Origin of the sequence: Pseudomonas sp. LABIM340 (assembly GCF_040017195.2) — a bacterium.
In the GTDB taxonomy this organism is placed as follows: Bacteria; Pseudomonadota; Gammaproteobacteria; order Pseudomonadales; family Pseudomonadaceae; genus Pseudomonas.
The window spans coordinates 5541723-5564480 of the sequence record NZ_CM200227.1 but is presented as its reverse complement, the minus strand read 5'-3'; the positions used below and the strand labels follow the sequence as shown (position 1 = coordinate 5564480).

General features: G+C 55.8%; 25 protein-coding genes and 1 tRNA gene. 20 read left to right on the top strand and 6 right to left on the bottom strand.

The features are described 5' to 3' along the window. The first annotated feature begins 69 nt into the window (after window positions 1–69). The 5 genes from ABKS89_RS25645 to ABKS89_RS25625 all read left to right on the top strand — a co-directional run bounded on the left by ABKS89_RS25645 (window position 70) and on the right by ABKS89_RS25625 (window position 5087). Entirely contained in the window at window positions 70–762 is a 693-nt protein-coding gene (locus ABKS89_RS25645; RefSeq protein ID WP_348587569.1) for an SOS response-associated peptidase, read from the top strand. A 255-nt stretch (window positions 763–1017) separates the two neighbouring features. After that, the gene (locus tag ABKS89_RS25640) at window positions 1018–1458 is read left to right on the top strand and encodes a hypothetical protein (RefSeq protein ID WP_348587568.1); all 441 of its coding nucleotides are present in this window, start codon (window positions 1018–1020) and stop codon (window positions 1456–1458) included. Then, on the top strand, window positions 1455–1742 hold the full coding sequence (locus ABKS89_RS25635) for a barstar family protein (RefSeq protein ID WP_348587567.1): 288 nt from the start codon (window positions 1455–1457) through the stop codon (window positions 1740–1742). The genes ABKS89_RS25640 and ABKS89_RS25635 overlap by 4 nt, the downstream gene beginning before the upstream one ends. 203 nt (window positions 1743–1945) lie before the next feature. Beyond that, window positions 1946–2722 carry a hypothetical protein gene (locus ABKS89_RS25630; RefSeq protein WP_348587565.1) on the top strand — a complete coding sequence of 259 codons (777 nt, stop codon included), beginning with the start codon at window positions 1946–1948 and terminating at the stop codon, window positions 2720–2722. 100 nt (window positions 2723–2822) lie between these two features. After that, window positions 2823–5087 carry an nSTAND3 domain-containing NTPase gene (locus tag ABKS89_RS25625; RefSeq protein ID WP_348587563.1) on the top strand — a complete coding sequence of 755 codons (2265 nt, stop codon included), beginning with the start codon at window positions 2823–2825 and terminating at the stop codon, window positions 5085–5087. 297 nt (window positions 5088–5384) lie between these two features. Here the strand turns inward: ABKS89_RS25625 and ABKS89_RS25620 are convergent, their stop codons facing one another. Then, on the bottom strand, window positions 5385–5651 hold the full coding sequence (locus ABKS89_RS25620; RefSeq protein WP_034073212.1) for a hypothetical protein: 267 nt from the start codon (window positions 5649–5651) through the stop codon (window positions 5385–5387). 109 nt (window positions 5652–5760) lie between these two features. Here ABKS89_RS25620 and ABKS89_RS25615 point away from each other — a divergent pair, with 109 nt between their 5' ends. The 12 genes from ABKS89_RS25615 (at window position 5761) to ABKS89_RS25560 (ending at window position 14316) form a co-directional block, all read left to right on the top strand. Then, window positions 5761–6033: a hypothetical protein gene (locus ABKS89_RS25615; RefSeq protein ID WP_045217776.1), complete on the top strand. Its 273-nt coding sequence runs from the start codon at window positions 5761–5763 to the stop codon at window positions 6031–6033. Between the two features lie 214 nt (window positions 6034–6247). After that, window positions 6248–6583 carry a lysogeny maintenance protein PflM gene (gene pflM / locus ABKS89_RS25610; protein ID WP_348587561.1) on the top strand — a complete coding sequence of 112 codons (336 nt, stop codon included), beginning with the start codon at window positions 6248–6250 and terminating at the stop codon, window positions 6581–6583. 3 nt (window positions 6584–6586) lie between these two features. Further along, window positions 6587–7246, top strand: a complete 660-nt coding sequence (locus ABKS89_RS25605; RefSeq protein ID WP_348587559.1) for a DNA cytosine methyltransferase — start codon at window positions 6587–6589, stop codon at window positions 7244–7246. Next, window positions 7236–7442 (top strand): hypothetical protein, encoded by a 207-nt coding sequence (locus ABKS89_RS25600; protein ID WP_348587557.1) that lies wholly within the window; start codon window positions 7236–7238, stop codon window positions 7440–7442. The genes ABKS89_RS25605 and ABKS89_RS25600 overlap by 11 nt, the downstream gene beginning before the upstream one ends. A 223-nt stretch (window positions 7443–7665) precedes the next feature. Then, a complete protein-coding gene (locus ABKS89_RS25595; protein WP_218435672.1) occupies window positions 7666–8085 on the top strand; it encodes a DNA-binding protein in 420 nt (139 codons plus the stop codon). 98 nt (window positions 8086–8183) lie between these two features. After that, a complete protein-coding gene (locus tag ABKS89_RS25590) occupies window positions 8184–8396 on the top strand; it encodes a hypothetical protein (RefSeq protein ID WP_348587555.1) in 213 nt (70 codons plus the stop codon). Between the two features lie 14 nt (window positions 8397–8410). Beyond that, a complete protein-coding gene (locus ABKS89_RS25585) occupies window positions 8411–8641 on the top strand; it encodes a major capsid protein (RefSeq protein ID WP_138212899.1) in 231 nt (76 codons plus the stop codon). 144 nt (window positions 8642–8785) lie between these two features. After that, entirely contained in the window at window positions 8786–10336 is a 1551-nt protein-coding gene (locus ABKS89_RS25580; protein WP_348587553.1) for a virulence factor TspB C-terminal domain-related protein, read from the top strand. Continuing rightward, on the top strand, window positions 10336–10662 hold the full coding sequence (locus ABKS89_RS25575) for a DUF2523 domain-containing protein (protein ID WP_296284852.1): 327 nt from the start codon (window positions 10336–10338) through the stop codon (window positions 10660–10662). The genes ABKS89_RS25580 and ABKS89_RS25575 overlap by 1 nt, the downstream gene beginning before the upstream one ends. Window positions 10663–10674: 12 nt before the next feature. Further along, window positions 10675–11856 (top strand): zonular occludens toxin domain-containing protein, encoded by a 1182-nt coding sequence (locus tag ABKS89_RS25570; RefSeq protein WP_348587552.1) that lies wholly within the window; start codon window positions 10675–10677, stop codon window positions 11854–11856. Window positions 11857–11998: 142 nt separating this feature from the next. After that, entirely contained in the window at window positions 11999–13291 is a 1293-nt protein-coding gene (locus ABKS89_RS25565; protein ID WP_348587550.1) for a phage replication initiation factor, read from the top strand. After that, the gene (locus ABKS89_RS25560) at window positions 13288–14316 is read left to right on the top strand and encodes a phage integrase (protein WP_348587548.1); all 1029 of its coding nucleotides are present in this window, start codon (window positions 13288–13290) and stop codon (window positions 14314–14316) included. Before ABKS89_RS25565 ends, ABKS89_RS25560 begins: the two co-directional genes overlap by 4 nt. Here the strand turns inward: ABKS89_RS25560 and ABKS89_RS25555 are convergent. The 4 genes from ABKS89_RS25555 to ABKS89_RS25540 form a co-directional block, all read right to left on the bottom strand. Then, window positions 14313–14789, bottom strand: coding sequence for a tetratricopeptide repeat protein (locus ABKS89_RS25555; protein ID WP_348587546.1), 477 nt, complete (start codon window positions 14787–14789; stop codon window positions 14313–14315). The genes ABKS89_RS25560 and ABKS89_RS25555 overlap by 4 nt on opposite strands. 10 nt (window positions 14790–14799) lie before the next feature. Further along, entirely contained in the window at window positions 14800–17436 is a 2637-nt protein-coding gene (locus ABKS89_RS25550) for an RHS repeat-associated core domain-containing protein (protein ID WP_348587544.1), read from the bottom strand. A gap of 17 nt (window positions 17437–17453) precedes the next feature. Further along, on the bottom strand, window positions 17454–18302 hold the full coding sequence (locus ABKS89_RS25545) for an RHS repeat protein (RefSeq protein ID WP_518300969.1): 849 nt from the start codon (window positions 18300–18302) through the stop codon (window positions 17454–17456). A gap of 774 nt (window positions 18303–19076) precedes the next feature. Next, entirely contained in the window at window positions 19077–20636 is a 1560-nt protein-coding gene (locus tag ABKS89_RS25540) for a DUF6531 domain-containing protein (protein ID WP_348587540.1), read from the bottom strand. Between the two features lie 573 nt (window positions 20637–21209). On the opposite strand from ABKS89_RS25540, the gene ABKS89_RS25535 reads away from it, so the two are divergent. The 3 genes from ABKS89_RS25535 (at window position 21210) to ABKS89_RS25525 (ending at window position 22435) form a co-directional block, all read left to right on the top strand. Next, window positions 21210–21572, top strand: coding sequence for a type II toxin-antitoxin system prevent-host-death family antitoxin (locus ABKS89_RS25535; RefSeq protein WP_518300968.1), 363 nt, complete (start codon window positions 21210–21212; stop codon window positions 21570–21572). Beyond that, window positions 21572–21832 (top strand): Txe/YoeB family addiction module toxin, encoded by a 261-nt coding sequence (locus ABKS89_RS25530; RefSeq protein WP_218435665.1) that lies wholly within the window; start codon window positions 21572–21574, stop codon window positions 21830–21832. The genes ABKS89_RS25535 and ABKS89_RS25530 overlap by 1 nt, the downstream gene beginning before the upstream one ends. A gap of 219 nt (window positions 21833–22051) precedes the next feature. Then, entirely contained in the window at window positions 22052–22435 is a 384-nt protein-coding gene (locus tag ABKS89_RS25525; protein WP_518300967.1) for a hypothetical protein, read from the top strand. Window positions 22436–22526: 91 nt separating this feature from the next. Here ABKS89_RS25525 and ABKS89_RS25520 read toward each other — a convergent pair. Further along, window positions 22527–22603, bottom strand: a tRNA-Met gene (locus tag ABKS89_RS25520). Window positions 22604–22758 lie beyond the last annotated feature (155 nt).

Sequence of the window (22758 nt, the reverse complement as noted above, 5' to 3'; positions counted from 1 at the left end):
TCGCCCCGTCTGGACAGGCTGCCATTCGCCACCCAAGGTGAAAGTATCCCTTTCCCCAAGGTGCCCGGCATGTGCGGACGTTACGTCAGCCCCGAAGAGGCCGCTATCGAACGCTACTGGCACATCGGCGCGCGCACGCCGCAGCGCTGGCTGCAGGCCTGCTACAACGTCGCCCCGACCATGACCGTGCCCATCCTGCGCCACGACGAAAGCGGCCAACTCGAACTGCTGCCCGCCCGCTGGGGCCTGATTCCCACTTGGTGGAAGCAGTCCACCCCGCCGCGCTTCTCCTTCAACGCCCGCAGCGAGGAAGCTGCCGGCAAACCCCTTTGGCGCCACGCCCTGCGCAGCACCCGTTGCCTCATGCCCGCGCAGGGCTGGTACGAGTGGAACGAGACGGAATCTGTTCGTAACCCCGCCGGTCGCGAGGTCCACCAGCCGTACTTCATTCACAGCCCAACCGACCCCATCATCGCTATCGCCGGTCTCTGGTCCCTGTGGATAAATCCTAATGGCGAGCCCGTCCTCTCGTGCGCCTTGCTGACCCGATCCGCCGTGCCCAGCATCAAACTCATCCATCACCGCATGCCCGTGGTGCTGGCGCCGGAGAACTTCGAGGAGTGGTTATCTGCTGCTACGCGCAGCGAAGCGCTAGACGATTTGATTCACCATGCGCGGGATGACTTTGCGGGGTATCGGGTGTCGTTGCGGGTGAATGACACGAGGAACGACTCGGCGGCGTTGATCGACGAGGCCGAGTAAGACGAGAGAGCGGGTTTTTCGCAGGCAAAAGAAAAGGGGTTCAGCTTTCGCTAAACCCCTTTCGAGATATGGTGGCTACACCGGGACTTGAACCTGGGACATCAGCATTATGAATCGCATGAAGTGACCATCAGTTCCCCTCAGAGGCCCATATTTCGGGACTTCCGGAGGGGCTTTTAGCTGGTGCAACCTCGCTGTTTCACGCTGGCGCTATGATGTAGTCACCTCAAATCCGAGCACCCAAGGAAGGCTGGCGTGACCCCTACGGATCTATCTCGCATCACCGCTGTGGCGGCAACCACCCTGACCTGCAGAAGAGCAGAGGTCGTCGGAGTTAGTTACGACGTGGATTCGCTGCGGGTCGAGGTACGTGATCTTGAGGGCGATGCGCGTTGGCAAATCACCTTCCCTGGAGTCGAAGGTTTCCGCGTTCTTGATGAAGGGGACCTTGGGGAGTTCTGGGGGCACGTTCCCGGCCTGGTCATCGAGGTGACCGCTGGTGGCTGGTGGGAACAGGAGTGTGCAAGAGCAGGGTTCGTCGGCAAGTGGACCAAGAAAGTCCGAGAGTATTTTGTAAGTGGCCAGAATGCTTGCGTGAGCGTGTTTGCTTGGAGCGAGCCCGAAATCTCAACTGAGCTAGCGGCTCATTCGTCCGCCGAGTTGATGGGCGCCGGATCACAGGACTCCCTCGAATGACGCGTCCGCAGAGGATCACTATTGATCTCGGTGGTGTGCAGGGTGAAGAAAGCCTGCATCAGTGTTTGGCGCAAGCCCTGGGATTTCCCAATTGGTATGGCCGGAACTGGGATGCTTTCTGGGATTCCATCACGGGATTGGTGGATATGCCGGAGGTGTTGGAATTCCAAGGGTGGTCTGCATTTTCCGTGACTATGCCGGAAGAGTCGAAGCAGCTGATGGACCTGCTTGGCGAGATGAATGAGAAATACCCGACAGAGGCACCGAACGTCATTTACCGATGATCAGCCATTAGTCGCATGAGAGCCTCTAGGCCGCCTAAAAACTCAGTAAACCTGGCCTTTCCGAGGCGACGAAACCTCATTTCAACCGGCTGTTTCTGACAATTGGCCTTATGTAGTCCCCTTAGAGTCTTTACGGGTACTGGCGTCTCGCGCTAGCTTCGACATGGCCACATGCCATGTACGGATACACGCAGGGAAGGACCATGGGACTGGATGACCGCGAATGGATGCGTCGCGAGAGTAGTGAGCGGCAGCGAGAGGGGATAACTCGGAAGCGGCGCAAGGCCTTCCGTTGGAACGCTCTGCACCTGTTTGGCGGCATGGTGTTGCTTACAGTCCTCACGCTGACCTGGCCTTTTCTCCGTTCTTTCGTAGATCGTCTCTCGACCCCTGCGCCCGTCGAAGAGAGCATCCCGATTGCCGAGGATCCTCAGGACCTTCCGGCACCTCCTTCTGAAGTAACCCATCGCTCAACCGCGCCCGAAGCACCCAACCGCCGCTCATTGCGCGATTGCCTGAACGGTGGCAATGCCATCGATGAAAACGTCATTCGTTGCCAGAACGGTGGCGAGCTACCGCGCACCCATACTCCGCAGAATGCGTCTGAGCCCCAAGGCATGGTCTCTCAAGAATACCTGGCGCAGTTTCAGGCTGAGCGGGACCAGCGAATAGCTCGGCAGGGCAGTGCTCAAAATTACGCCCAGGAGCGCGATTCGCAGTGGATAAAAAGCTGGGGTGGCGGCAGCGGGTACCTGGCTGAGTGGGTTGTTATTAACAACGTCATTGACGGTGGATCTGTCTGCCGGAACCAAGGATGGGGTTCCGTTGAGTATCGAGAGTGCCGAAAAGGTGCAAAGGTACATTTTAGGGAGCAATGCCGTGCCTGGACCGCTCGAGCTGGTAGAGATCGCTCGGATTTCAGCTATCAAATGAAAGAACGTTATTGCACGGCAGAAAGCTCATTTAGTCCGATGGGATAAATAGGTGCTATACGGGCGAGAAATAATTTATATCTAAGAATTTGGCATGGTTTGGATTCATGGTCCTTTGAGATTGTCAGGTAATAGGGAGTTTGAATTAATGTCCGATTATGACTTTTCCAGTCTAAATGATAAAGACTTTGAAATGCTCGTGACTGATTTGCTTTCAGTTCACTTGGGCGTGAGAATCGAAAGATTTAAGGCTGGGAAGGATCTTGGGGTCGATGGGCGTTATTTCAGTCAGTCTGGGGGGGAGGTGATTGTTCAGTGTAAGCATTGGATTAAGTCAGGGGTGCCCGCTTTAATTAAGCAGCTAGAAGATAAAGAGTGCGCTAAAGTTTCTTTATTGAAGCCGAAGAGTTATATTCTTGTGACGTCGCTTGGGTTGTCCAGGGCGAATAAGATAAAGATTAAAAATGCGCTTTCTCCATTTGTGAAAAGCGAGAGTGATATATATGGTGCTGAAGATTTAAATCAATTGCTGTCAACGCATGGTGATGTAGAGAGGCGACATTATAAACTATGGATAACGAGCACTAGAGTTTTGCAGGCTGTTTTGAATTCTGCAATTATTGGACGAAGTAAATTTAAGGCCGAGGAGATTATATCTGAATCAGCAATGTACGTAGTTACCGAGGGGCATGAAAAAGCGATAGAAAAATTAGAGTCACTGCATTCAGTAGTAATTACGGGGGCTCCAGGAGTTGGCAAAACGTTTCTTGCTGATCAGCTCTGTCAGTTCTATGCGGCAAAAAATTATGAGCTTTATTTTATAGAGAACTCTCTTAGTGAAGCAGAGGCTGCTTATGATGATTCACTTCAGCAAGTTTTTTATTTTGACGATTTTTTAGGTAGAAACTTTCTTTTGGCGCTGAAGTCACATGAGGACTCTCAGCTGGTCAGCTTTATTCGGCGAGTTGAAAGAGACCCGAAAAAAAGATTTATCTTAACCTCTCGGACAACTATATTGAATCAAGGTAAGAGGCTAAGTGATTTGTTCGATATAAATAAAATAGAGAGGAGGGAGTTTGAAGTTTCAATGACTGATCTTGGTGATCTGGATAAAGCCAAGATTTTCTATAACCATATTTGGTTTAGCGACTTGCGTGAGGGGTATATCGAGGAGATATATAAGGATAAAAGATATATTGATGTTATTCGGCATGCTAATTTCAATCCGCGTCTTATTTCGTTCATTACTGATCTTCAACGAGTAGAGGATATAGGTACGGCTTCTTATTGGGATTATATTGAGAGGACTTTGTCCAATCCGAAGGAGATTTGGAGAAATGTTTTCGATGTTCAAGTTGATTCTACTTGCCGGTTGCTCGTGATAGCTGTTGCCCTTCATGGTCGGGCTCTCTCAGAACAAAGCCTTGAAAGTGGTTTTTATAGATTGAAGGAGCGCGGAGTTATTCATGATGATGGAAGGGATTTTGAAGCGTTAACCCGCTTGTTGGTTGGTGCTCTGTTAAATAGAACTATTAGGGGGGATAGGGATGCTCACTATGATCTTTTTAATCCGTCAATTGGGGATTATGTGGTTGGGAATTGCCTTGGTGACGCTTTGTCTCTGGCGAATATATTTATCTCGGTTAAGTCTTCAGGGTTTATAGACAACCTTAGAAGCCTGCGATCTTCGGGGAGTATTAGCTCTAAGAAGTGCGAGGATATTCTTTTTTATGTGTTAGCTGAAGACTTGAGTTCAGGGGATGAAAGTCGAGGTGCATTCTTTGAGAGAGCGGTAGGGCTATCGGCAGAGCTAAAGCCTCAGAGTGAGAGATTGCTAAATGTGATGTCTGACATTTGCGAGCGAGAGCGAATCAATGTTTTTCCTATGTTTAGTGAAGGGTATTTGAAGTTTATTTGTTTTTGTTTGGAAGCTGAGTTTATTTCAAGAGATGATCAGGTTTTAATTGGAGTCGTTCAGGAATGGGTGAGTAGCGACGGGTTTGGGTATGATGAAATTGCTTTGATTTCCGATATTGTTAGGCTCTTAAATCTTGGTGATGAGGAGGTGGGTGATCTATTTCAAGATATGGTGGTTAATGTCCTTGTGGAGAATATAACTGATGAGGTTATTCAAGAGGGTATATTGAGTGAGGTTTATAGCAGTTATGATTATTTCCGGTCCGATCTAATCAGTTTTGTTGAGGGGCAGTGTGAGAGGATGGGGGTAAGCCTGTCGCAAGATAGAATTTATGAGGTTATAGACGGCTTAGATATTGATCGTGTTGTAAGTTCTAACGTTGATGCGGAAGTAGAGGGTAAAGGAGAGTCTGGTGAGTATTTTGTAAGGGAACCCGAGATTGATTCTGAAAAAAGCATTGATTTTCAAATTGATGATATATTTGAGCGTGGTTAATATGTGAAATTTCACGTGCTACTATTTTAGATGTTTCGATAAAATGCGCGAGTTTTATAGTTGACAACTGTCGCGTGATTTTGCGGGAGGTTGCAGGCGTTGAGCGTTGGCTGGATATTTTTTACTGTATCCAGTGTCAATAAGAAATTACTGAAAAGCGCGCATTGATGTTTATTGTTTCATTTGGTTCGTCACTTTAGGCTGAAGTGAGCAGGCTATGCCTGCTATATCTACCTCACTTATCCTCGGCGGAAGTGTCTCGGGCAAACCAACGCCTAGCGACCTTTTGGGTAATCTCTATCCCGCGTCTTGTCCGACCAAGTTTCGGTGGGCCTCATCGTATTCCGGGCTCGTTTGGCCGCTTTCGGGCGCGACCTCTCCAGTCACCAGCCATAGAGCGTACTGGGGAAAAAGGGCTATCACGGCCTCGATCTCGGCATCTGTAATGCGTGCCTTTCCATTGCGCACGTTTCCCCACCGGTAACGATCAATACCGGTTTCCTTCTCGAACCAGACGCTTGTCCGCTCCTTGTTGAACAAGGTTATAAGGCGGTCTTTTATCATGCTCAAATAATCTACTTAGTAGATTGTACTCAGTACCAATCTAAATGTATGGTTTGCCTACTTAGTAGAAATTACTCAGTAAGTCCGATTTTTATTATAGGGCAAAACCATGGAAGAGTCTGGAATAGTGGGGTTCACCGTCACAGGTGCGATGGAAAAGGTCACGGACTTCCGTACCGCTCCGTTCTGCTCCCAGGCGGTATTCGCCCAGATGCTGGGCCTGGAGGACATCACGGAAGACGTGGTGCGTGGCTGGGTCGAAACCAAGACCGTGCCGACCGCCAAGATTGGCCGCCGCCGCGTCATTAACCTCCACAAAATCCGCCGCGACCTCGACCGGGGTAAGTCGATCTTCTGCCAAGGGGACTACGACGATGAGTAACCGTTACCTGGTTGAGATGTGCACCTTCCACGGTCCGACCCGCCAGCGTCGTTGGCACCGCGTTCATCAAGGCGCTTCCCGCGTGGAATGCCAGCAGTGGATTGATGAAGCTGTCTCCGGCTTCCCCTCCGATGCCGAAGCCCCTCGCTCCTGGAGCCTGACCCGTGAACGCGCCCTGCAGGGATACCGAGTGCGCGGGGTGAGGGCATGAGCCATGAATCTACTCCGTGCGTACCGGGGCAAGCCGCACGCTTCGGACTGCGACTGCTCTGTCTGCTGGTCCCGTCGAGAACTGGCGAAGCCCGCAGCCTCCCAGTTCACACCCTGCACCGAGTGCCGCCCTACACGGGTCTTCACGGTCGTTACCACGATGGCCAAGGTCGCGGGAGTGTGGCGCTCGATCCACTCGACGTACCGAGTGGAGTCGGGTTTTACCTGCGCGAAACACATGCCCGCGCTCCGTCCCCCGAAGTACTGGCACGTTATCTACGACAGCGGGAAGCCGACACCCTTCGTCCCGATTCGCGAGCCGTTCGAGCTGGAGGGCTGAGCCATGCGTAACCGTCAGCCCACCGCCCTAGTTGCCTGCGAGTTCTCCGGGCGTGTTCGTGATGCCCTGGCCAGAGTCGGCTTCTATGCCGTCAGCTGCGACCTGCTGCCCACGGAGCAGAATGGCGAGCACTTCCAGGGAAACGTCCTGGAGCTGCTGGACTGGGGCTGGGATCTGCTGATCGCCCATCCGCCATGCACTGACCTCGCCACGTCCGGTGCCCGGCACTTCGCCGCGAAGATCGCAGACGGTCGTCAGGCCCGCGCCCTGGATTTCGTCCGCACCCTGTTAGCAGCACCGATCCGCTTCAAGGCCCTGGAAAACCCCAAGTCGGTCATCTCCAGCCACATCCGCAAACCGGACCAGATCGTCCAGCCTTGGATGTTCGGCCACGGAGAGCGCAAGGAAACCCACTTCTGGCTGCAGAACCTGCCCAAGCTCCAGCCCACCGACGTTGTCGATGGCAGAGAACCGGTGGTGCATTACATGGCACCGGGCCCGGATCGCTGGAAGAACCGCAGCCGCACCTATCAAGGCATTGCCGATGCCATGGCTGAGCAGTGGGGCCGTTACGTCATTGAGCAACTGCGCTCACCGGCTCCCACCGTCTACCAGGAGCCGCGCCAACTGCCCCTGATCCAGGAGGCCCGCCATGCTTTCTAATCCGATCCCGCACCTGATCTTCTGGCTCGTCTTGCTGGTGATCGGCGCTGTGGTTGGCCGCTACCACGCTCGCCACACCATCCCCACCTGGGCCAATCAGGTCCAGGGCCGCCGCACCGGCTTGTCCGAACGCGCTTTTCCGTTCGGACAAACGGAGCGCCGGGCGAAGCGCACCCTTGACCGTCCCCCTCCCTGAATAGCCTCCGCTCGGGAGTGAGGGGCAGCACCACCGCCCCGCGCTCCTGAGCCCTCGGCGGCAAGAGCGGGATGACAAGGGCAGAGCCCTTTGTGTTGACCCACTTACCGCCAGCACTACCGCAAAACCCAGGCACCACCACACCCGCTGAATGACGGCCACCAACGCGCCCAATTTGCAGCAGCGGGCCAACTCATGCCCGAAAAAGGCAAAGGAGCTTCAGATGAACATGTTTGCAACCACCGGCGGCGTAGTCGAACTCTGGGTCACCAAGACCGACACCTACACCTCCACCAAGTCCGGCGAGATCTTCGCCAGCGTCCAGGCCATTTCCCCTATCCCGGAAACCGCTCGCGGTAACGCCAAGGGCTTTGAGATCAGCGAGTACAACGTTGAACCGACCCTGCTGGATTCCATTGTCTTCGAAGGCGCTCCGGTGCTCTGCAAGTTCGCCAGCGTCGTCCGCCCGACCCAGGACCGTTTCGGCCGCACCACCAATACCCAGGTGCTGACCGAACTGCTGGCAGTGGGCAAAGAAGCCAGCGCTCCGACGCCGGCCGCCCGTCCTGCTGCTCAGCCTCAAGCCCAGCGCCCCACTCAACAGCCCGCCGCCGAGAAACCCGGCGACTCGGCCAAAAGCTAATTCGGGAGCGCTGCCATGACTAAGTACCTCTCCCTGTTCGTCGTGGGCCTCGCCACCGGCTACCTGTGGGGGTGGGTCGATGGCGTGGCGCGCTTCCTGTGAATTTCCTCGCTTGTGACGGCAGCTGGGCTGTCAGCGCCGATGGCTCGGCCATCTGCACCGGAGTCCTGCACGTCGTCACGAGCGAGGAAATGCAGAGCGAGTTCGGCTCTGCACTCACCTGGGATCAGGTGGCGGAACTGCGTGGCGAAGTCCTCGCGCTGTTCTGCATCGCCTTCGGCTTCCTGGTCCTGAAACGACTGCTCAAGTAGCGAGGTAACACCCCATGAAACAGCTCAAGACCCATCTGCAAAACAGTGCTTCGGCATTCGGTCGCAAGGCCGCTGCTGTCGGCGCTCTGACCCTCGGTGCCGCTGGTGCCGCCATGGCCGCTGTACCGGCTGACGCCACCGCTGCACTGACCACCGCGGGTGACGACACCAACACCATCGGTTGGGCCGTCTTCGCCGTGCTGGTCGCCGCCGCGGCGTTCAAGTACATGCGCCGCGCCCTGTAATCCCACCCGGCCTGACAGCCGAAGCACCGAACCCCGCTCCGGCGGGGTTCTTTCTTCTGGAGTCCGAACAATGTCCGTTCAATGGTTCGTCCTCATCGTCACCACCGTGGCCTTTGCCGTGGTCCTGTTCGGGCGGGTTTGACCATGGGCCGTTATCTCGCACTGCTGCTGGCCCTCCTGATCGCCGGACCAGCCTTCGCCACCGAGCGGGTGAAGGTCGATCCCTTCATCAAGGCTGGCCCCGGCTACAGCGCCGCCAACGGCTCGATCACCGGCTACGTCCCTTCCAAGTCGAACGCTGACCTGCTGCTCGAAGCCGAGCGTAAGGGCTGGATGGGTGGCTCTGCTGCGAAGACCCCGGTCACGGTCAAACCCAAGGTCACGGTGCCTGTGGCTGGGATCGGCTCCAAGCTCAAGGCTGGCCTCAAGACCAACGCCGGGCAGTTGGTGATGAGCGCCGCGATCTCTGGCGCCATCGCGGGCGTCGGTTGGGTGATGTCCGATGACAACACCAAAATTCAGCGCAAGACCTGCACGGTCGACGGTGTTGAATCGACCAACTGCGACACCAAACCGACCAACTCGGGTGTCGCCCAGTACGGCGTCTGCAACTACTACAACGCCAGCACAACCATTGATAAGAACATGGTGTTCACGCAGACGGGCTCTGGTGCCGGTACTTACCTCCATACGGCGTCGTGCAGGCTCTTGGCGTCCGAAGGCTGGACGCAACTGAACAACTGCACCTCTTCTGCGCTGGGCTACTCCGGCAGCTGTGCTTCGGTTACGCCGGGCAACCCTTACCCGAGGTCCTACAAGCGCCTTATCCAGGCCACCGAGATCAACCCCAACGGCAAGGTTGATCTCAAGGAATCCGATTGGGGCGCCATCGATCCGTGGATCGCTGCTCAGTCGGCGGCATGGCTGAAGACCTTGCTCTCGGATGTGTGCGGCGGCTCCTACGGCACCGTCAATCCGCAGGGCTGCTATGACGACCTGCAGAAGCAAAGCAAGGCCATTATTGCTGGCCCGCCGTCCGTGCAGGGGCCCAAGCAAACCACCACCGGGACCTATAACCGTCCCGACGGCACCCTCGGTAACACCTCCACCACGACCAACACCACCTACAACATCCGCTACGGCGACACCTTCTTCGACTACGACACCGTCACCACCAAAACCACCACCCAGGACGGCGTGAAGACCGGTGAGGAAACCACCACCGACGAAGGTGAGCCGCAGGAAAAGCCCGACGAAGAAAAGGACAAGGAGGATGAGGAAAAGCCCGAACGCCTCGCCTCGGGAGAGCCCTGCGATGTGCCGCTGTCCTGCTCCGGCGACGCCATCGACTGCGCGGTGCTGACCCAGGAAAAAGCCCTGCGCTGCGCCTACGAAAAGCAGAGCGACTACGAGAAGCACAAGGCCGAGATCAAGGCCGCTGTCACCGGCCCCAAGTTCGAAATGGACGACAGCACCGAGATTCAAATCCCGTCCTTCATCAACCAGGGCACGCGCTTCCTTCCCGCCTCCTGCCCGGCTGACAAGACCTTCTCCCTCAGAACCAACGGCGGCCGCACCTTCGCCGTGACCTATGAGCCGCTGTGCGCGGCTGCCACTGACCTTGGCTACCTGATCGTCATCGCGGTCGGGGCTTTCTGCGTCCTCTACGTCGGGCGCTCCTTAGGAGGTGAATGATGCAATACGCCTTTATCGTCCAGATGCTCCTGATCATCGCCGTGCCCATCGTGAAGATGGTCCTGCGCGCCATCGGCTTCGCGGTCGTCAGCTACGTCGGCTTCAACCTGCTGATCGACGTGGCGCGCAGCTACCTGATGTCGCAGATGGGCAATGTCGCCGTGCCGATCCAGCAGATCCTCGGCCTCGCCAAGATCGATGTGGCGATCAACATGTACCTCGCTGCCGTCACCACCCGCGCGCTCATGGCAGGCTGGCTCAAAGCTCAGGACCGGTTGCGTCGGCAGGTGTGGAACCCGCCGGGCCGCGACTACATCGACGCCTAAGGGAGACCGGTCATGCTCTATATCCGCACCGGTAAGCCCGGCCACGGCAAAACCCTCAACACCATCCGCGAAGTCGATGCTAAGGCCAAAGCTGAAGGCCGCATCGTCTACTTCCACAACGTCGCCGGCCTGAAACCCGAGAAGCTCGAAGCGGCCTGGTTCGAGTTCGAAGACCCGTTCAAATGGTACGAGCTGCCCCAGGACGCAATCATCGTGGTGGACGAGGCTCAGGGCTGGTTCGGCGCCCGCGACCCACGCAACCGGCCGCCGGAGCACATCACCCGCTTCGAAACCATGCGCCACCAAGGTCACGAAGTGCATCTGGTGACGCAGGACCCGCGCTACATCGATGTGCACCTGCGCCGATTGTGCAACGGACATATTCACTACTGGCGGGTCTTCAAGAGCCAGCAGCTGCTGCGCTTCGAGTCGGAAGCCGTGATCGAGGCGGTCGAGAAAAAGACCAGCTTCAAGGACGCTGACAAGATCGTCATCAAGCTCGATAAGAAGTACTTCGGGGTCTACACCAGCACCCAGGCGCAACACCACTTCAAGTTCAAGCCGCCGAAGAAGATGGTGCTCGCGCTAGCGGTGATCATCGGCGCCGGCTTCATGGTGTATCGCGCCTTCGAGCGCTACCAGCAGGGCAGCAAGCCGGCGGAAGCGGCGGCCACGGCCTCCACACCGAAAGACCAGCCCGGCATGGTCGATCAGGCCAAGTCGATGGTGGGCTCACTGATCAGCCCCAGCGGCGGCGACGCCCCGAAGGCGGTCACCCCTGAGCAGTACATCGAGCAGCGAAAGCCGCGCATAGCTGACCTGCCAGCTTCGGCCCCGGTGTATGACCAGCTCAATACTCCGGTCAGCAAGCCGCGCATCTACTGCCTGTCCACCAGTGATCCCCGGTTGGTGGAGCGCCGGCCGCCAGAGACGGTGAAGGACGGCCAGTCCTGCCAGTGCTACACGCAGCAGGCGACCAAGTTCGCGACCAGTTTCGAGTTCTGCATCAGCGTGGCGCGCAATGGCTACTTCGACCCGACCTTGCCCGACCGAGGCATCGGCCCTGATGCGCGCATGGCGCAGCCGTCACCTCCGCCCCCGAGCTACCCGACCGCTCAGCCCACGGACAGCAGCGAGCCCAGCGGGCCCAAGGTGACGGTCATTCCCTATGAGAAAGGCAAGTTCTTGTGGTGAGCCCGCCAGGGCCGTTTTGCGGTTTGAGCCGACGTAGGAGGCCACCCGCAAACGGCCCGGCGGGGCGCGGCCGACGACCCTGTAACACGTCGGATAGCTAACGAGTAAGCACCTCAATAAACCTCATTGAAGGTACGAAAGAATGAAAAAGGCAGTTCACCCCCTCCGCCTGATCCTCAAGGAGACCGGGGATTTTTATGAGTCGTCCGAAGGACGGATTTTCATGGACCCGAGCAACGGCAGATTTGCCGACCTGTCGGGTGTGCGCCTGCTGCGCTGTGGCGTCGATACCGTGCGGCAGCTGTACAACGGCATGATCCGCCCGGAAGTCATGGCGCTGTTCGATGAGCCAGAAGATCTCGTCAACTTCGCCGGCTACAAGTGGGCCAAGGGTCGCATCGGTCGGGACTCTGGCTACCAGTTCCGCCTGCAGAACGCCGACCTCGGTCTGATCCTGCTGATCAAGAACCACAACGTGAAGCTGGAGAACATCGGCCCGCACCTCAAGATCGAAGTGTCGCCGCACGCCCTGGATGGTGCCGATCCGAAGATCCTGCAGGGCGTAATGGATGACCTGGCCGCAGGCGTTCTCTCGGCCTGCGAGGTGAACCAGTGCGCCGTCCACATCGCCCTCGACGTCCAGGGCTGGACCCCACCCGTGGACTTCGTGGATCGCATGCACTGCCGGTCCCGGCGTGTGCGCCAGATCAGCGGCATCGACCGCATCGAATACGACGGCAACGCCTCGGTCTATGGGCGTGGTGAAACCTTCATGTTTGGCTCGGCCAACGGCCTGCAGATGTGCCTCTACAACAAGACGCTGCAGGCGAGAGCGACCGACAAACTCGACTATTGGGAATCGGTGTGGGCATCTCTGAACGGGGATCCTTTCGGCGATGGCGAACCCGCTTTCAACCCGCTGGAAACCGTGTGGCGCATCGAATTCCGCTATCACCATTCCATCATCCAACAGTTCTCCGAAGGCTCCACGATGACCTCTGGCGAGGTAATCGGCTGCCGCACCTATGAGGGCCTTTGCCCGCACCTGCAAGGCCTCTGGCAGTACGCCTGCGACAACTACAAGCTCATTTCCCGGGAAGGGATCTTCGACGCCTTCTGGTCGTTGATCAGCCTCGACACCAAGGTCCAGGTGGAAGCCGATCCGCTCATCGAACGCACCGAGTACCGCCGCTACTACAAGACCGCTCAGGGCTTCTCCGGCAAGAACTGCGAGATGTTCCTGGGCCAGTTCGCCAGCCTGATTGCACGGGAGCGCATTCCGCCAAAAAAAGCGCTTGAGGTCGGGAGAACGCTCCCCTTCTGGCATGTGATCGAAGACCACTACACCGCCAAGGGTTACAGCACTCGCGACCTCGAAAAGCACGTCATCGGACTGATCAACGATCGCTACATCAGGCGGGGCTACGCGATATGACCGCGCGCAAGGATGGGAAGACGTGGACGGCCGACTTCTACGAGAACGGTCGCTCCGGTCGCCGGATACGCAAGAAGGGCTTCGCCACCAAGTCCGCAGCCATTCGCTACGAGCAGGACTTTTTCACCGTCCTGGGCGAGACAGGCCGCCCGCTGGATGATCGCCTCTCGGATCTGGTGAAGGTCTGGTACGACCTCCATGGCTGCACCCTGAAGGACGGCAAACAGCGCCTAGCTCGCTGCCAAGCATTGGCCGAACGCCTTGGCGATCCGCAGGCCTTCGAGTTCGATTCGCTCGCGTGGGCACGATACCGGCAACGCCGTCTGACGGAAGTGAAGCCGGAGACGGTCAACCACGAACAGCGCTACCTTTCGGCCATTTTCTCCGAGCTCATCCGCCTCGGCTCATGGCACAAGGCAAACCCGCTGGCCAACGTCCGGCAGATCAAGACTGATCAGGTCGAACTGACCTTCCTCACCCTGGATCAGATCGCCCAGCTCCTCGAGGAGTGCAAGGCCAGCACGAACAACCACACGTATCCGGTCGCTCTCCTTTGCCTCGCTACCGGTGCCCGCTGGGAAGAGGCCGAGAGCATCGCCCGAGGGGCCGTGCATGGGGGAAAGGTCCACTACCACCGGACCAAGAACCGTCAGAGTCGCTCAGTGCCGATCCCGGCCGAGCTGGAGCAACTGATGTTCAAGGTGGGCATGCCTGGAACTGGCCGCCTGTTCATGTCGTGCCGCGCCGCCTTTCGTTGCGCCTATGAGCGCTGCGGATTCCAGACGCCGGGACAGCTCACCCACATCCTCCGCCACACCTTCGCGAGCCATTACATGATGGGAGGAGGGGACATCCTCACGCTGCAGAGGATCCTGGGGCACTCGTCGATCACGATGACCATGCGGTATGCGCACTTGTCGCCAGAGCATTTGGAGTCAGCTATGCGCTTATCTCCAATTGCTCAGATAAATTCTTTCGGGCAGTTGGAAAAAGGGGCGCTGGTGAAGCGCCCCGATCCGCTTTAGGAGGCTAGATCTTTTGACGTTTTTATATTCTTTTGGGCAAGAGTGTAAATCTCGCCTTGATCCTGGGGGACCTTCTCGTAAGCTTTTATGGCCTGTTTGTAGTCCCCGATATCAAAGAGCGCATTCCCTAAGTTGTAATTAAGAGCTGGATCATTTGGTGCGAATTGAAGCGCTATTTTGAGCTGGTCGCATGACTTCTCGGGTGCTCCGATTGCGGAATAGCTATTGGCTAGGGCCCGGTAGGCTTCAATATCATCAATCCGGCTTTCTAATGCCTTCTTGAATGAGTGTATCGCCATCTCGTAGTTTGAGGATTTAAAGAAGATATCTCCAGCTATGTACCATGCGTGGTTCTCGTCTTTCTTGAACTCTTCGCTTATGGAGTGCGTGTTTTTATTGTATATCCTGTTTAGCGCTGCATCATAATTCTTGCTGCGCAAAAGCTCATGGATTTCTACGAACGGATCAGTCATATTTTACCTGCTAACAGTTCTGGTCATCGCCATATGGCCAATTAGGGTTGCAGAGAGTCGGGATGACTAGACACGGGTTAAGCATGAACGGGATTGGCATTCGCATCCTAATTCCACCTTTGGGGCGCCGGGAGTGCTCTTCGCCTTCAGGGTGGCCGACATTTCGCTCACGCTCCCCAGATTTTTGTCTTTCATCTGCACCTTTTCTTTTGTTTGGATTCTCAGGCTTTTGATATTTGTCTCGTGCAAGCCCGTCAATGTCGTAAAAATTGATGGGGTTGTTTTCTGTATAGTGATAAAGCTTGTTCATGTACTCAGCTTGCGATGAGTGATTTACCAATCCAAGCTCTTCGGCTAGCTCAATTCCTGGATCAAGCGGTTTGTACTCCAAACCAAGCGGGTCACTTTCGACATAGCGCCCTGTCTGCGGGTCATAATTTCGAAGGTAGTTATAGTGCAATCCGCTCTCCAAGTCGAAATATTGTCCCGGGAAACGTAGATTGAGCACTGTCTGCTGCCCAGTTCCTTGCGGATCCTGATTTGCTGCTCCATTGCCGAAGGCATCCGACTGCCACTGCCACACCAGATCCCGAGTCCCTGAGGTTGCCAGCCGCGGTGTGTTCAGGTGGTCGCTGTGCAGGTAGATCACGCGTGGTGTGCCATTGCCCTGCTTTTCCACACTTGCCAGTGGCATGTTATCCAGCCACAGGTACGCCTGGTTGCGCTGCTGAGCGCCCGCGCTGCTGTAGTCAGTCTCGGCCAGCAGTTGGCCGTCCGGTCCGTATAGGTATGTGGTGAAGCCCTGTTCGGTGAGCTTGGCCATGCGCTGGCCGAGGCTGTTGTAGCGATACTCTGCCACCTGCTGGCCGCTAAACTTCACTGTGGCCAAGCGGTTCTGGGCATCGTAGCCGAGCAGTCGGCTGGCTCGGTCCTGGGTCAGGTTGCCCGCGGCGTCGGTGCTGACGGTCTGTCCGTCGATGGCGGTCAGGCGGTTGCTGTCGCTGGCGTACTGATAGGCCGTGGTCGCTGTTGCGCCGTTCTCGGTGATCTGGCGCTGTGTGCGGTTCCCTACGCCATCGTAGCTGTAGCTGCCTTGCTTGCTGGCGGTGTTCTCACTAGTCAGGCGGTCTAGCGCGTCGTAGCCGTAGCTCAGCGTGCCCCAGATGTTGGTGGCCTGCTCGGTGATGTTGCCGTTCGCGTCACGCTGGTAGTCGTTACGCCAAATGCCGACGTCCTGGCGAGTGAGTTGGTAGTCCTGGTCGTACTGGCGGTTGAGTTGGATGCCATTGGCCCAGGTCAGTTGCTGCAGCGGGCCGAAGGGCAGGTAGCTGATGCCGCTGGCCACATTGGTGGTGCTGCCGCCATCGAGAGTAAGGGTCACGCTGGTGACCTGTCCGCCCGAATTGCGTGGATATCCCACTTGCACTGCGCCCGGATACCCGATGCCCACCAGTTGGTCAGCGGCGTCGTATTGGAGGGTCACGGTGTCTGCCAGCGTCTGGCCGTTGATGCTCAGGCTGCGAGCCTGCTCGATCAGGTTGCCGCGAACGTCGTAGCGGTAGGCGAGGGTGCCGCTACCGTCCTGGATCGCGGTCAAGCGGCCGATGCCGACGTTGCCACCCGCCGTGGCGTCGTAGCTGTAGCTGGCGTCCAGTGCCGGTGTGGCCGGATAGTGACGGGCTGTCAGTCGGTTCAGCGCGTCGTAGCTAAAGGTCACGACTACACCACGGGCATCTGTCTGCTTGGTGACGTTGCCGGCGGCATCGTACTCGAAAGTGCTGGTACCGCTGTCCGGGCTGATCAGCTTGGTCAGGTTGCCTAGGCCGTCGTACTCGTAGCGCGTGGTGACGCCGCGCGGATCCTGCACCTTGGTCAGGTTGTCCTGAGCGTCGTAGCCCAGTTGGGTGACGCCATTCAGGGCGTCGGTCTGGCTGACCAGTCGATCCAGGGCGTCGAAGCTGCTGGAGTTGCTGAACTGGCGCGGGTTGGTATGGCCAGTGGGGTTGTCGTTCAGGTCGTACTGGTAATGATCGGTTTGCGCGCCGGCGCCGACTGAACGCAGCAGGCGACCCAGTTCGTCGTAGACCCAGCTTTGTTGCTGCTTCAGCGTGCCGGTGGCGTCTTTCAGGCGCTGCGCAGTGCGCTTGCCGGCTACATCGACGTCGTACTCCACACGCTCGCCAAGGTTGTTGGTGATCGCCGTCAGTCGACGCGCCGGGTCGTAGGTGTATTGCAGCCAGCTGCCGTCGGCACGGGTGATCTTGGTCAGTTGCCCGACCGCATCGTGCTCGAAGCTGGTAGTGCTGCCGGCTGTGGTGACACTCGCAAGCTTGGGATCCACGCCGCTGTAGGTCAGGGTGCTGACCACGCCATTGGCATCGGTGATGGTGCCGGGGTTGCCACGATCATCGTAATTGCCCAGCAGGGTTTCCTGCCCCAGGGCGTTGGTGACCTTGGTGATGTTGCCCCTGGCGTCGTAGGTGTAATGGGTGACGTCCTGTACGTCGGTGCGTGGGCCGTCAGCGGTTTCGATCAGTCCCTGGGCGGTATAGGTGTAGTTCCAGCTACGCTCTGCCGCTGTCGCGGACATAGCGATGCCGCAGGCAAGGGCGAGCGTGCCCAGCCTGTACATGGGATGTACCTGCATGATGTCTTCCTTGGTGTTTAGCGGGGGGTGACGATCTGGCCGGTCTGGCGGCCTTGGGCGTCGTACTGGTAGGTAGTGATGCGGTCGGGTTCGGTAACCTTGGTTTTCAGGAACAAGGTCGGATGCCACTCGGTGGTGGTGGTACGTGCCTGCAGGGTGCCGGATGCTTCCGTGCGGCTGGTTTCGAGGCCACGGTCGTTATAGTCGTAGGTGGTAATGTTGCCTTTGGCGTCGGTCTTGGTTTTCAGTAGGCCACCGGCGTCGTAAGTAAAGGTTGAGTTGCTGCTTGGGCAGTTAGGCGAGGGCTCACCTTCAATTGCGGTAATTCGATTGATACCCTGCACGAATTGGTAACGGTACTTGGTTTGTTTGCCGTATTCGTTTGTGGCCGTCATTGAGCCGTCCGGGCCATAGTTGTAGGAGATGGTGCCCTGCTGAGACGGGCCCTCTACAGAGATGATTTTCTTATCGGTATTGTATTTCCAGTTGTGGATGCTTACACCATTCTCATCGGTTGTTCTAGTTAATAGCGAAGGATTAGACGCGTCTTCATAGTAGTATCCATTTTTGGAGGTTTTACCTGCCGAGCTCTTGGTCATACCGAGCAGACGAAAGCTCGAGTCATAGGAGTAGGTGGCCTGTATTCCCTCGCTTGTGAAAGAGAGAGGCTGATGCAGATAGTCTTCGGCGATGGTAATGGTCCGCCCAAGATTGTCCACGATTGTCAGAATGTTGGAAGTATGAGATACGGAGTATGAGGCTCCACTCGGACTAGTGCTGCCGGTCAATTTGCCTGAGTCGTCAAATGTAAATGTACCACCATCTTCGGAGCTGTAGATCCAGCCAGTGAGGGATTTTTCCAGCAAGCCTTTGTCGAAGGTGGAGGCTAAGTAACTCGAGCTCTGTTGGGTGAAGTAGCTCTCCCGCCCGTCAGAGTGAATAACAGCAATATTTCCGTCTGAGGACGTACGTACTGAAGCGGAGTAAGTATGCCGCCAAATACCGTCGTAACTATTATATGTGCGAGTAAAGTCGGGTCCAGAAGTGGAGTCGGTCACTGCATATAGATTATTGCCGGTGCTGGCTACTTCGGGAGCGACGCACTTCTGATCAAGCCTAGGTGGACGGCCATTCTGAGGGGCGAGCGAGCAGGAGTAGGTCGTCGGGTTATATATTTTTTCTCCTGTGCAACCATTTCCAAATCGATAAACGGTAACCCAGTAACGGTTTATAACAGGAGGGGCAGAACGGCGTGTGTAGGAAGCATAGCACTTGGCGCTATTGTTGCTCGGTACAAATTCTACTCTGACTTCGGTTAGTATATCCGTTGTGTTAATGGCTTGCCTTATAATAGGCTGGCACGCCTCGAAGGCGGTAGGGAATGATGGCTCAGAAGCATATCTCCGCCAGTCATAGTCGGCGGCAGGGGAACTTGTTGAGAGAAAAATTAAGTTACATGCCAGAAAGCTGGCCGGGTAGATTATTGCTGTGAGTGATCTCATGGCTAAGACTATTAATTCAAGCTTTGGTGGATGGGCATAAGTGTTTATGGCCAGGTATCTGTCTTTTCGATGTCGTAGGCAAGGGCGGGCGTGCCCAGCCTGTACATGGGATCTACCGTAATGATGACTTCCTTGGTGTTAACGGGGGGTGACGATCTGGCCGGTCTGGCGGCCCTGGGGGTCGTACTGGTAGGTGGTGATTCGGTTAGGTTCGGTGACCTTGGTTTTCAGGAACAGTGTTGGGTGCCATTCGGTGGTGATGGTGCGTGTCTGCGCGGTGCCGGATGCTTCTGTGCGGCTGATTTCCAGGCTGCGGTCGTTGTAGTCGTAAGTAGTAACGTTGCCTTTGGCGTCCGTCTTAGTTTTCAGTAGGCCGTGAGCATCGTAGGTAAAGGTCGAATTGCTGTCGGGGCAGTTGGGGGACGCTTCGCCCTCGATTGCGATAACACGCTTTACGCCTAAAATTGTTTGATACCGATATGTTGTTTCCTTGTTGTAAGGATTGATGACAGTGGTCGATCCATCTGTGTTGTAGATCATTGAAATCTTCTGTGTTGCATTCACTTGCTCACTTGAGGTTACGCGCCCCAAATCGTCGTAGGTTGCAGTGAATGTTCGCAATCCTCTATCTACAATTCCGGTTATTAGAAATGGAAGGGCGTTTTTTTCGAATAGATAATTCTTGGTTGAGTCATCTGGGCGGACGAATTTCGCTAGCCTGCCCTGGTTGTCATATTCATATTTATATTTCAACCCGGATGGGTCGGTAATATCCTTTATACGACCGCTAGTGTCGTAGTTCAAAGAAAGAATTTGCCCGGTGGAGCTGGTGATCGTTTGGATCTGCTGGTTGGCGTTGTAGGCTAATTTAGTCGTTTGCCCATCTGGTCCTTGAGTGCTTTGCAGTCTCCCATTTACGTCAAAGTAGTCAGTGCGGTATTCATCTGCCAAGACTAATTTCCAGCCCGATTCATTTCCCGCTGAGTCATAAGTGCTGGTGAGAATATCTTTTACATCTGCATCCGAACTCCATGCACCATTAACTTGGGTGTATATGTTGGCTTTGCCATCAGGCCGGCTGACTGTCACCATTCTTACGGACGCAATGGGGAATTTTTGAATGCGAGCCTCAAAATTATGGTGCCAGTTCTCTCCAAAAGCTCCTGCAGCTACCGCAAAGCTACTGTTGTAAATTCTTGTGAACTTTGGGGAGTTTCTATCTGAATAGATGTCGGACTCCACCTGGAAGCTATAGCCGCGAGAGAATTGCGTATGGCTGCCAATGCTCGGAGATTTTTGAATTGCACCGCAATATATGATTCCAATATCTTTCGTTTCAACGGGTTCAGTTGAAGACCAATTAATCATGTAGTAGTGGTAGGTGTTTCCATTTGGGGCTTTATAACCCCACCAAAAATTTGTACGACCAGTTTTGGGTGGAGAGCCGTCGACATCAACTTTGTTGTATACGACGCCTCCATACCGCCAGCCATGACTTGCCTGCTGTTGGTAAAGAAGGGAGTACTTCCACCCCCACTCAGCCGCAGATTCCATTGTGGGAAAGCCGCCTTTAACAACGCCGCCTGCAATTCCGCTCATTGTTGAAAATGAGCCGCCAAAAGCGGATTGAGCTTGAATCGCTCCAAGACTAAAGGTTAGTGCGGCGGATATGGCGAGGTAATGTTTGGCGAAATGCATTGAAGATGCCTCATTGAGATAGCGGGTTCTAATTTTGAGGAGTGAGAAGGAATAAAAAATCCAGCACGTGGCCGGATTCATAAAAAGTCAGCAGTTGGATGTTTCTTTGTTCAGCTTGAGTGATTTATATCCCTTGATTCCCAACTGAACAATCTGATTGAGTAGAAACACTGCAATATGTAGGTGATGTACGGTCAACATGGGGGCAACAAACGGAAGGAGAGGGTGCGTGATCGGGGAGATTGCGATTCATTGGTCTGTCCCGAAATTGGTGGGCAGGTAGTTAAGAGCTACTAGCTGGGCACGGTAAACCCGTCGAGATCCTTAATCGTCACGCGCCGGCATTCTATGCAGTGCCGCCGCATGTATATGAACAGATGCTTGCAGCATTGGACAATGCTGTCCTAGCAAGAATCGTTCGGGGACGGAGCGATGAGCCTCCGCGGGAAATTACGTTGGATGACCTCTAGATCCTCGATCACGCATGACCATGCGGTAATGGTATCGGCTGCGATTTGCTAGGAGGGAAAGGGATAGGTAGACTTGTACAGTAAATTGCACATGAGGTGCCCCATGCGCGTCGTCAACTTCTCTGATGCTCGCAACAACCTGAAGAAGGTCATCGATGACGTCGTCGATGATTCGGATTTCACAGTGATCTCTCGCCGCGATGCGCCAGATGCCGTGCTGCTTTCGCTCGACAGCTTCAACAGCCTGATGGAAACCGTTCACCTGCTGAAATCCCCCGCAAACGCCGCTCACTTAGCGCGGGCCCTGGCTCAAATGGAATCCGGGAAAACGGTCGTAAGGGAATTGTTAGAGGATGATGATCAGTCGCGCCGGAAGCCGGTGAGCCGGTCTCCTGCCCCGATCCCTGCCAAGCCTGCGCCGAAGAAAGCAAAGGCCGCTGCAAAACCGGACAAGGTCACTCGCTGATGACAAGCCGTCTGGTTTGGTCCCTGGATGCATGGGCCGACTATGAGTATTGGCAGGGGCAGGACAAGAAGACGCTGAAGCGGATCAACCTGCTGATCAAGGATTGCTGCCGAAGCCCGTTCGAAGGTATTGGCAAGCCTGAGCCCCTGAAAGAGAACCTGTCGGGGTGGTGGTCCAGGCGGATCGATGACACCAACCGCTTGGTGTATCGACAGGCTGGGGAGTCGTTGGAGATCCTTTCGTGCCGTTACCACTACTGAAGGCGTTGAACTACCGGGATCGTTATGTCAGACGAAGGCAGCAAAACTTCAGGGCAGGGCTCTCGGAAGGCGAAGCAGGGCGGCTTAGGTAGCCAGATCCACGCTCGATTCGTATCTGCCGGCGGGATGGATCTACCCCCGAGCACGGAGATGTTTGAGGGGGCTGCGGCGATGATAATCGGCAGGGTAGTCCTCGCGTTTTCACGCTTGGAGCTGAACTTGGCGCTTCTTTTGGAGCTGCTGGTTACGCCCGAGAATGAAGCCCAAGTTGACCGCCTGTTCAAGCAGGCGCTCGGGGCTCGGATTGAAGGGGTTCAAAACCTGATTTCGTCTCGCGTGGGGCTGGATCCGTCATGCCTTTCCGAGTTTGCAGATTGGAAGCTGCAGATGGATGCGGTGCGCCTCTTGCGGAACCGTTTTATTCACGGTCGATGGGGAATACTCGCACACGCTCAGCAGATTGCGAGCGTCGCATCCTACCGTGCGAACGCACCGGTAGACGGGGAGGTTCGATACAGCCTTCGTGAGCTTGAAGAGGAATTGGGCAAGATTGAAGAGGTGTGTGCCAGCTTTATCGCCTGGAGAAACCGCTGGCCGATTTGAAGAGAAGAGGCGGTAGACAGGGTGTAGTCACTTCGTAGTCACTACCCCAGAAAGCACAAAGGGCTAGCTTTCGCTAACCCTTTGTTTTGTATGGTGGCTACACCGGGACTTGAACCTGGGACATCAGCATTATGAATGCTGCGCTCTAACCGACTGAGCTATGTAGCCGAGTGGCGCGCATTTTCCGCAGATCGAGGGGGGGTGTCAACCCCTTTTCTTGAATATTGTTCTGATCTATCAATCATTTAGCCGGTGGCGCCGGATTTTCACGATGAGCGGCGTGGCAGGGCGCCCAAATGAAAAAGCCCCGGCAGGTGGCCGGG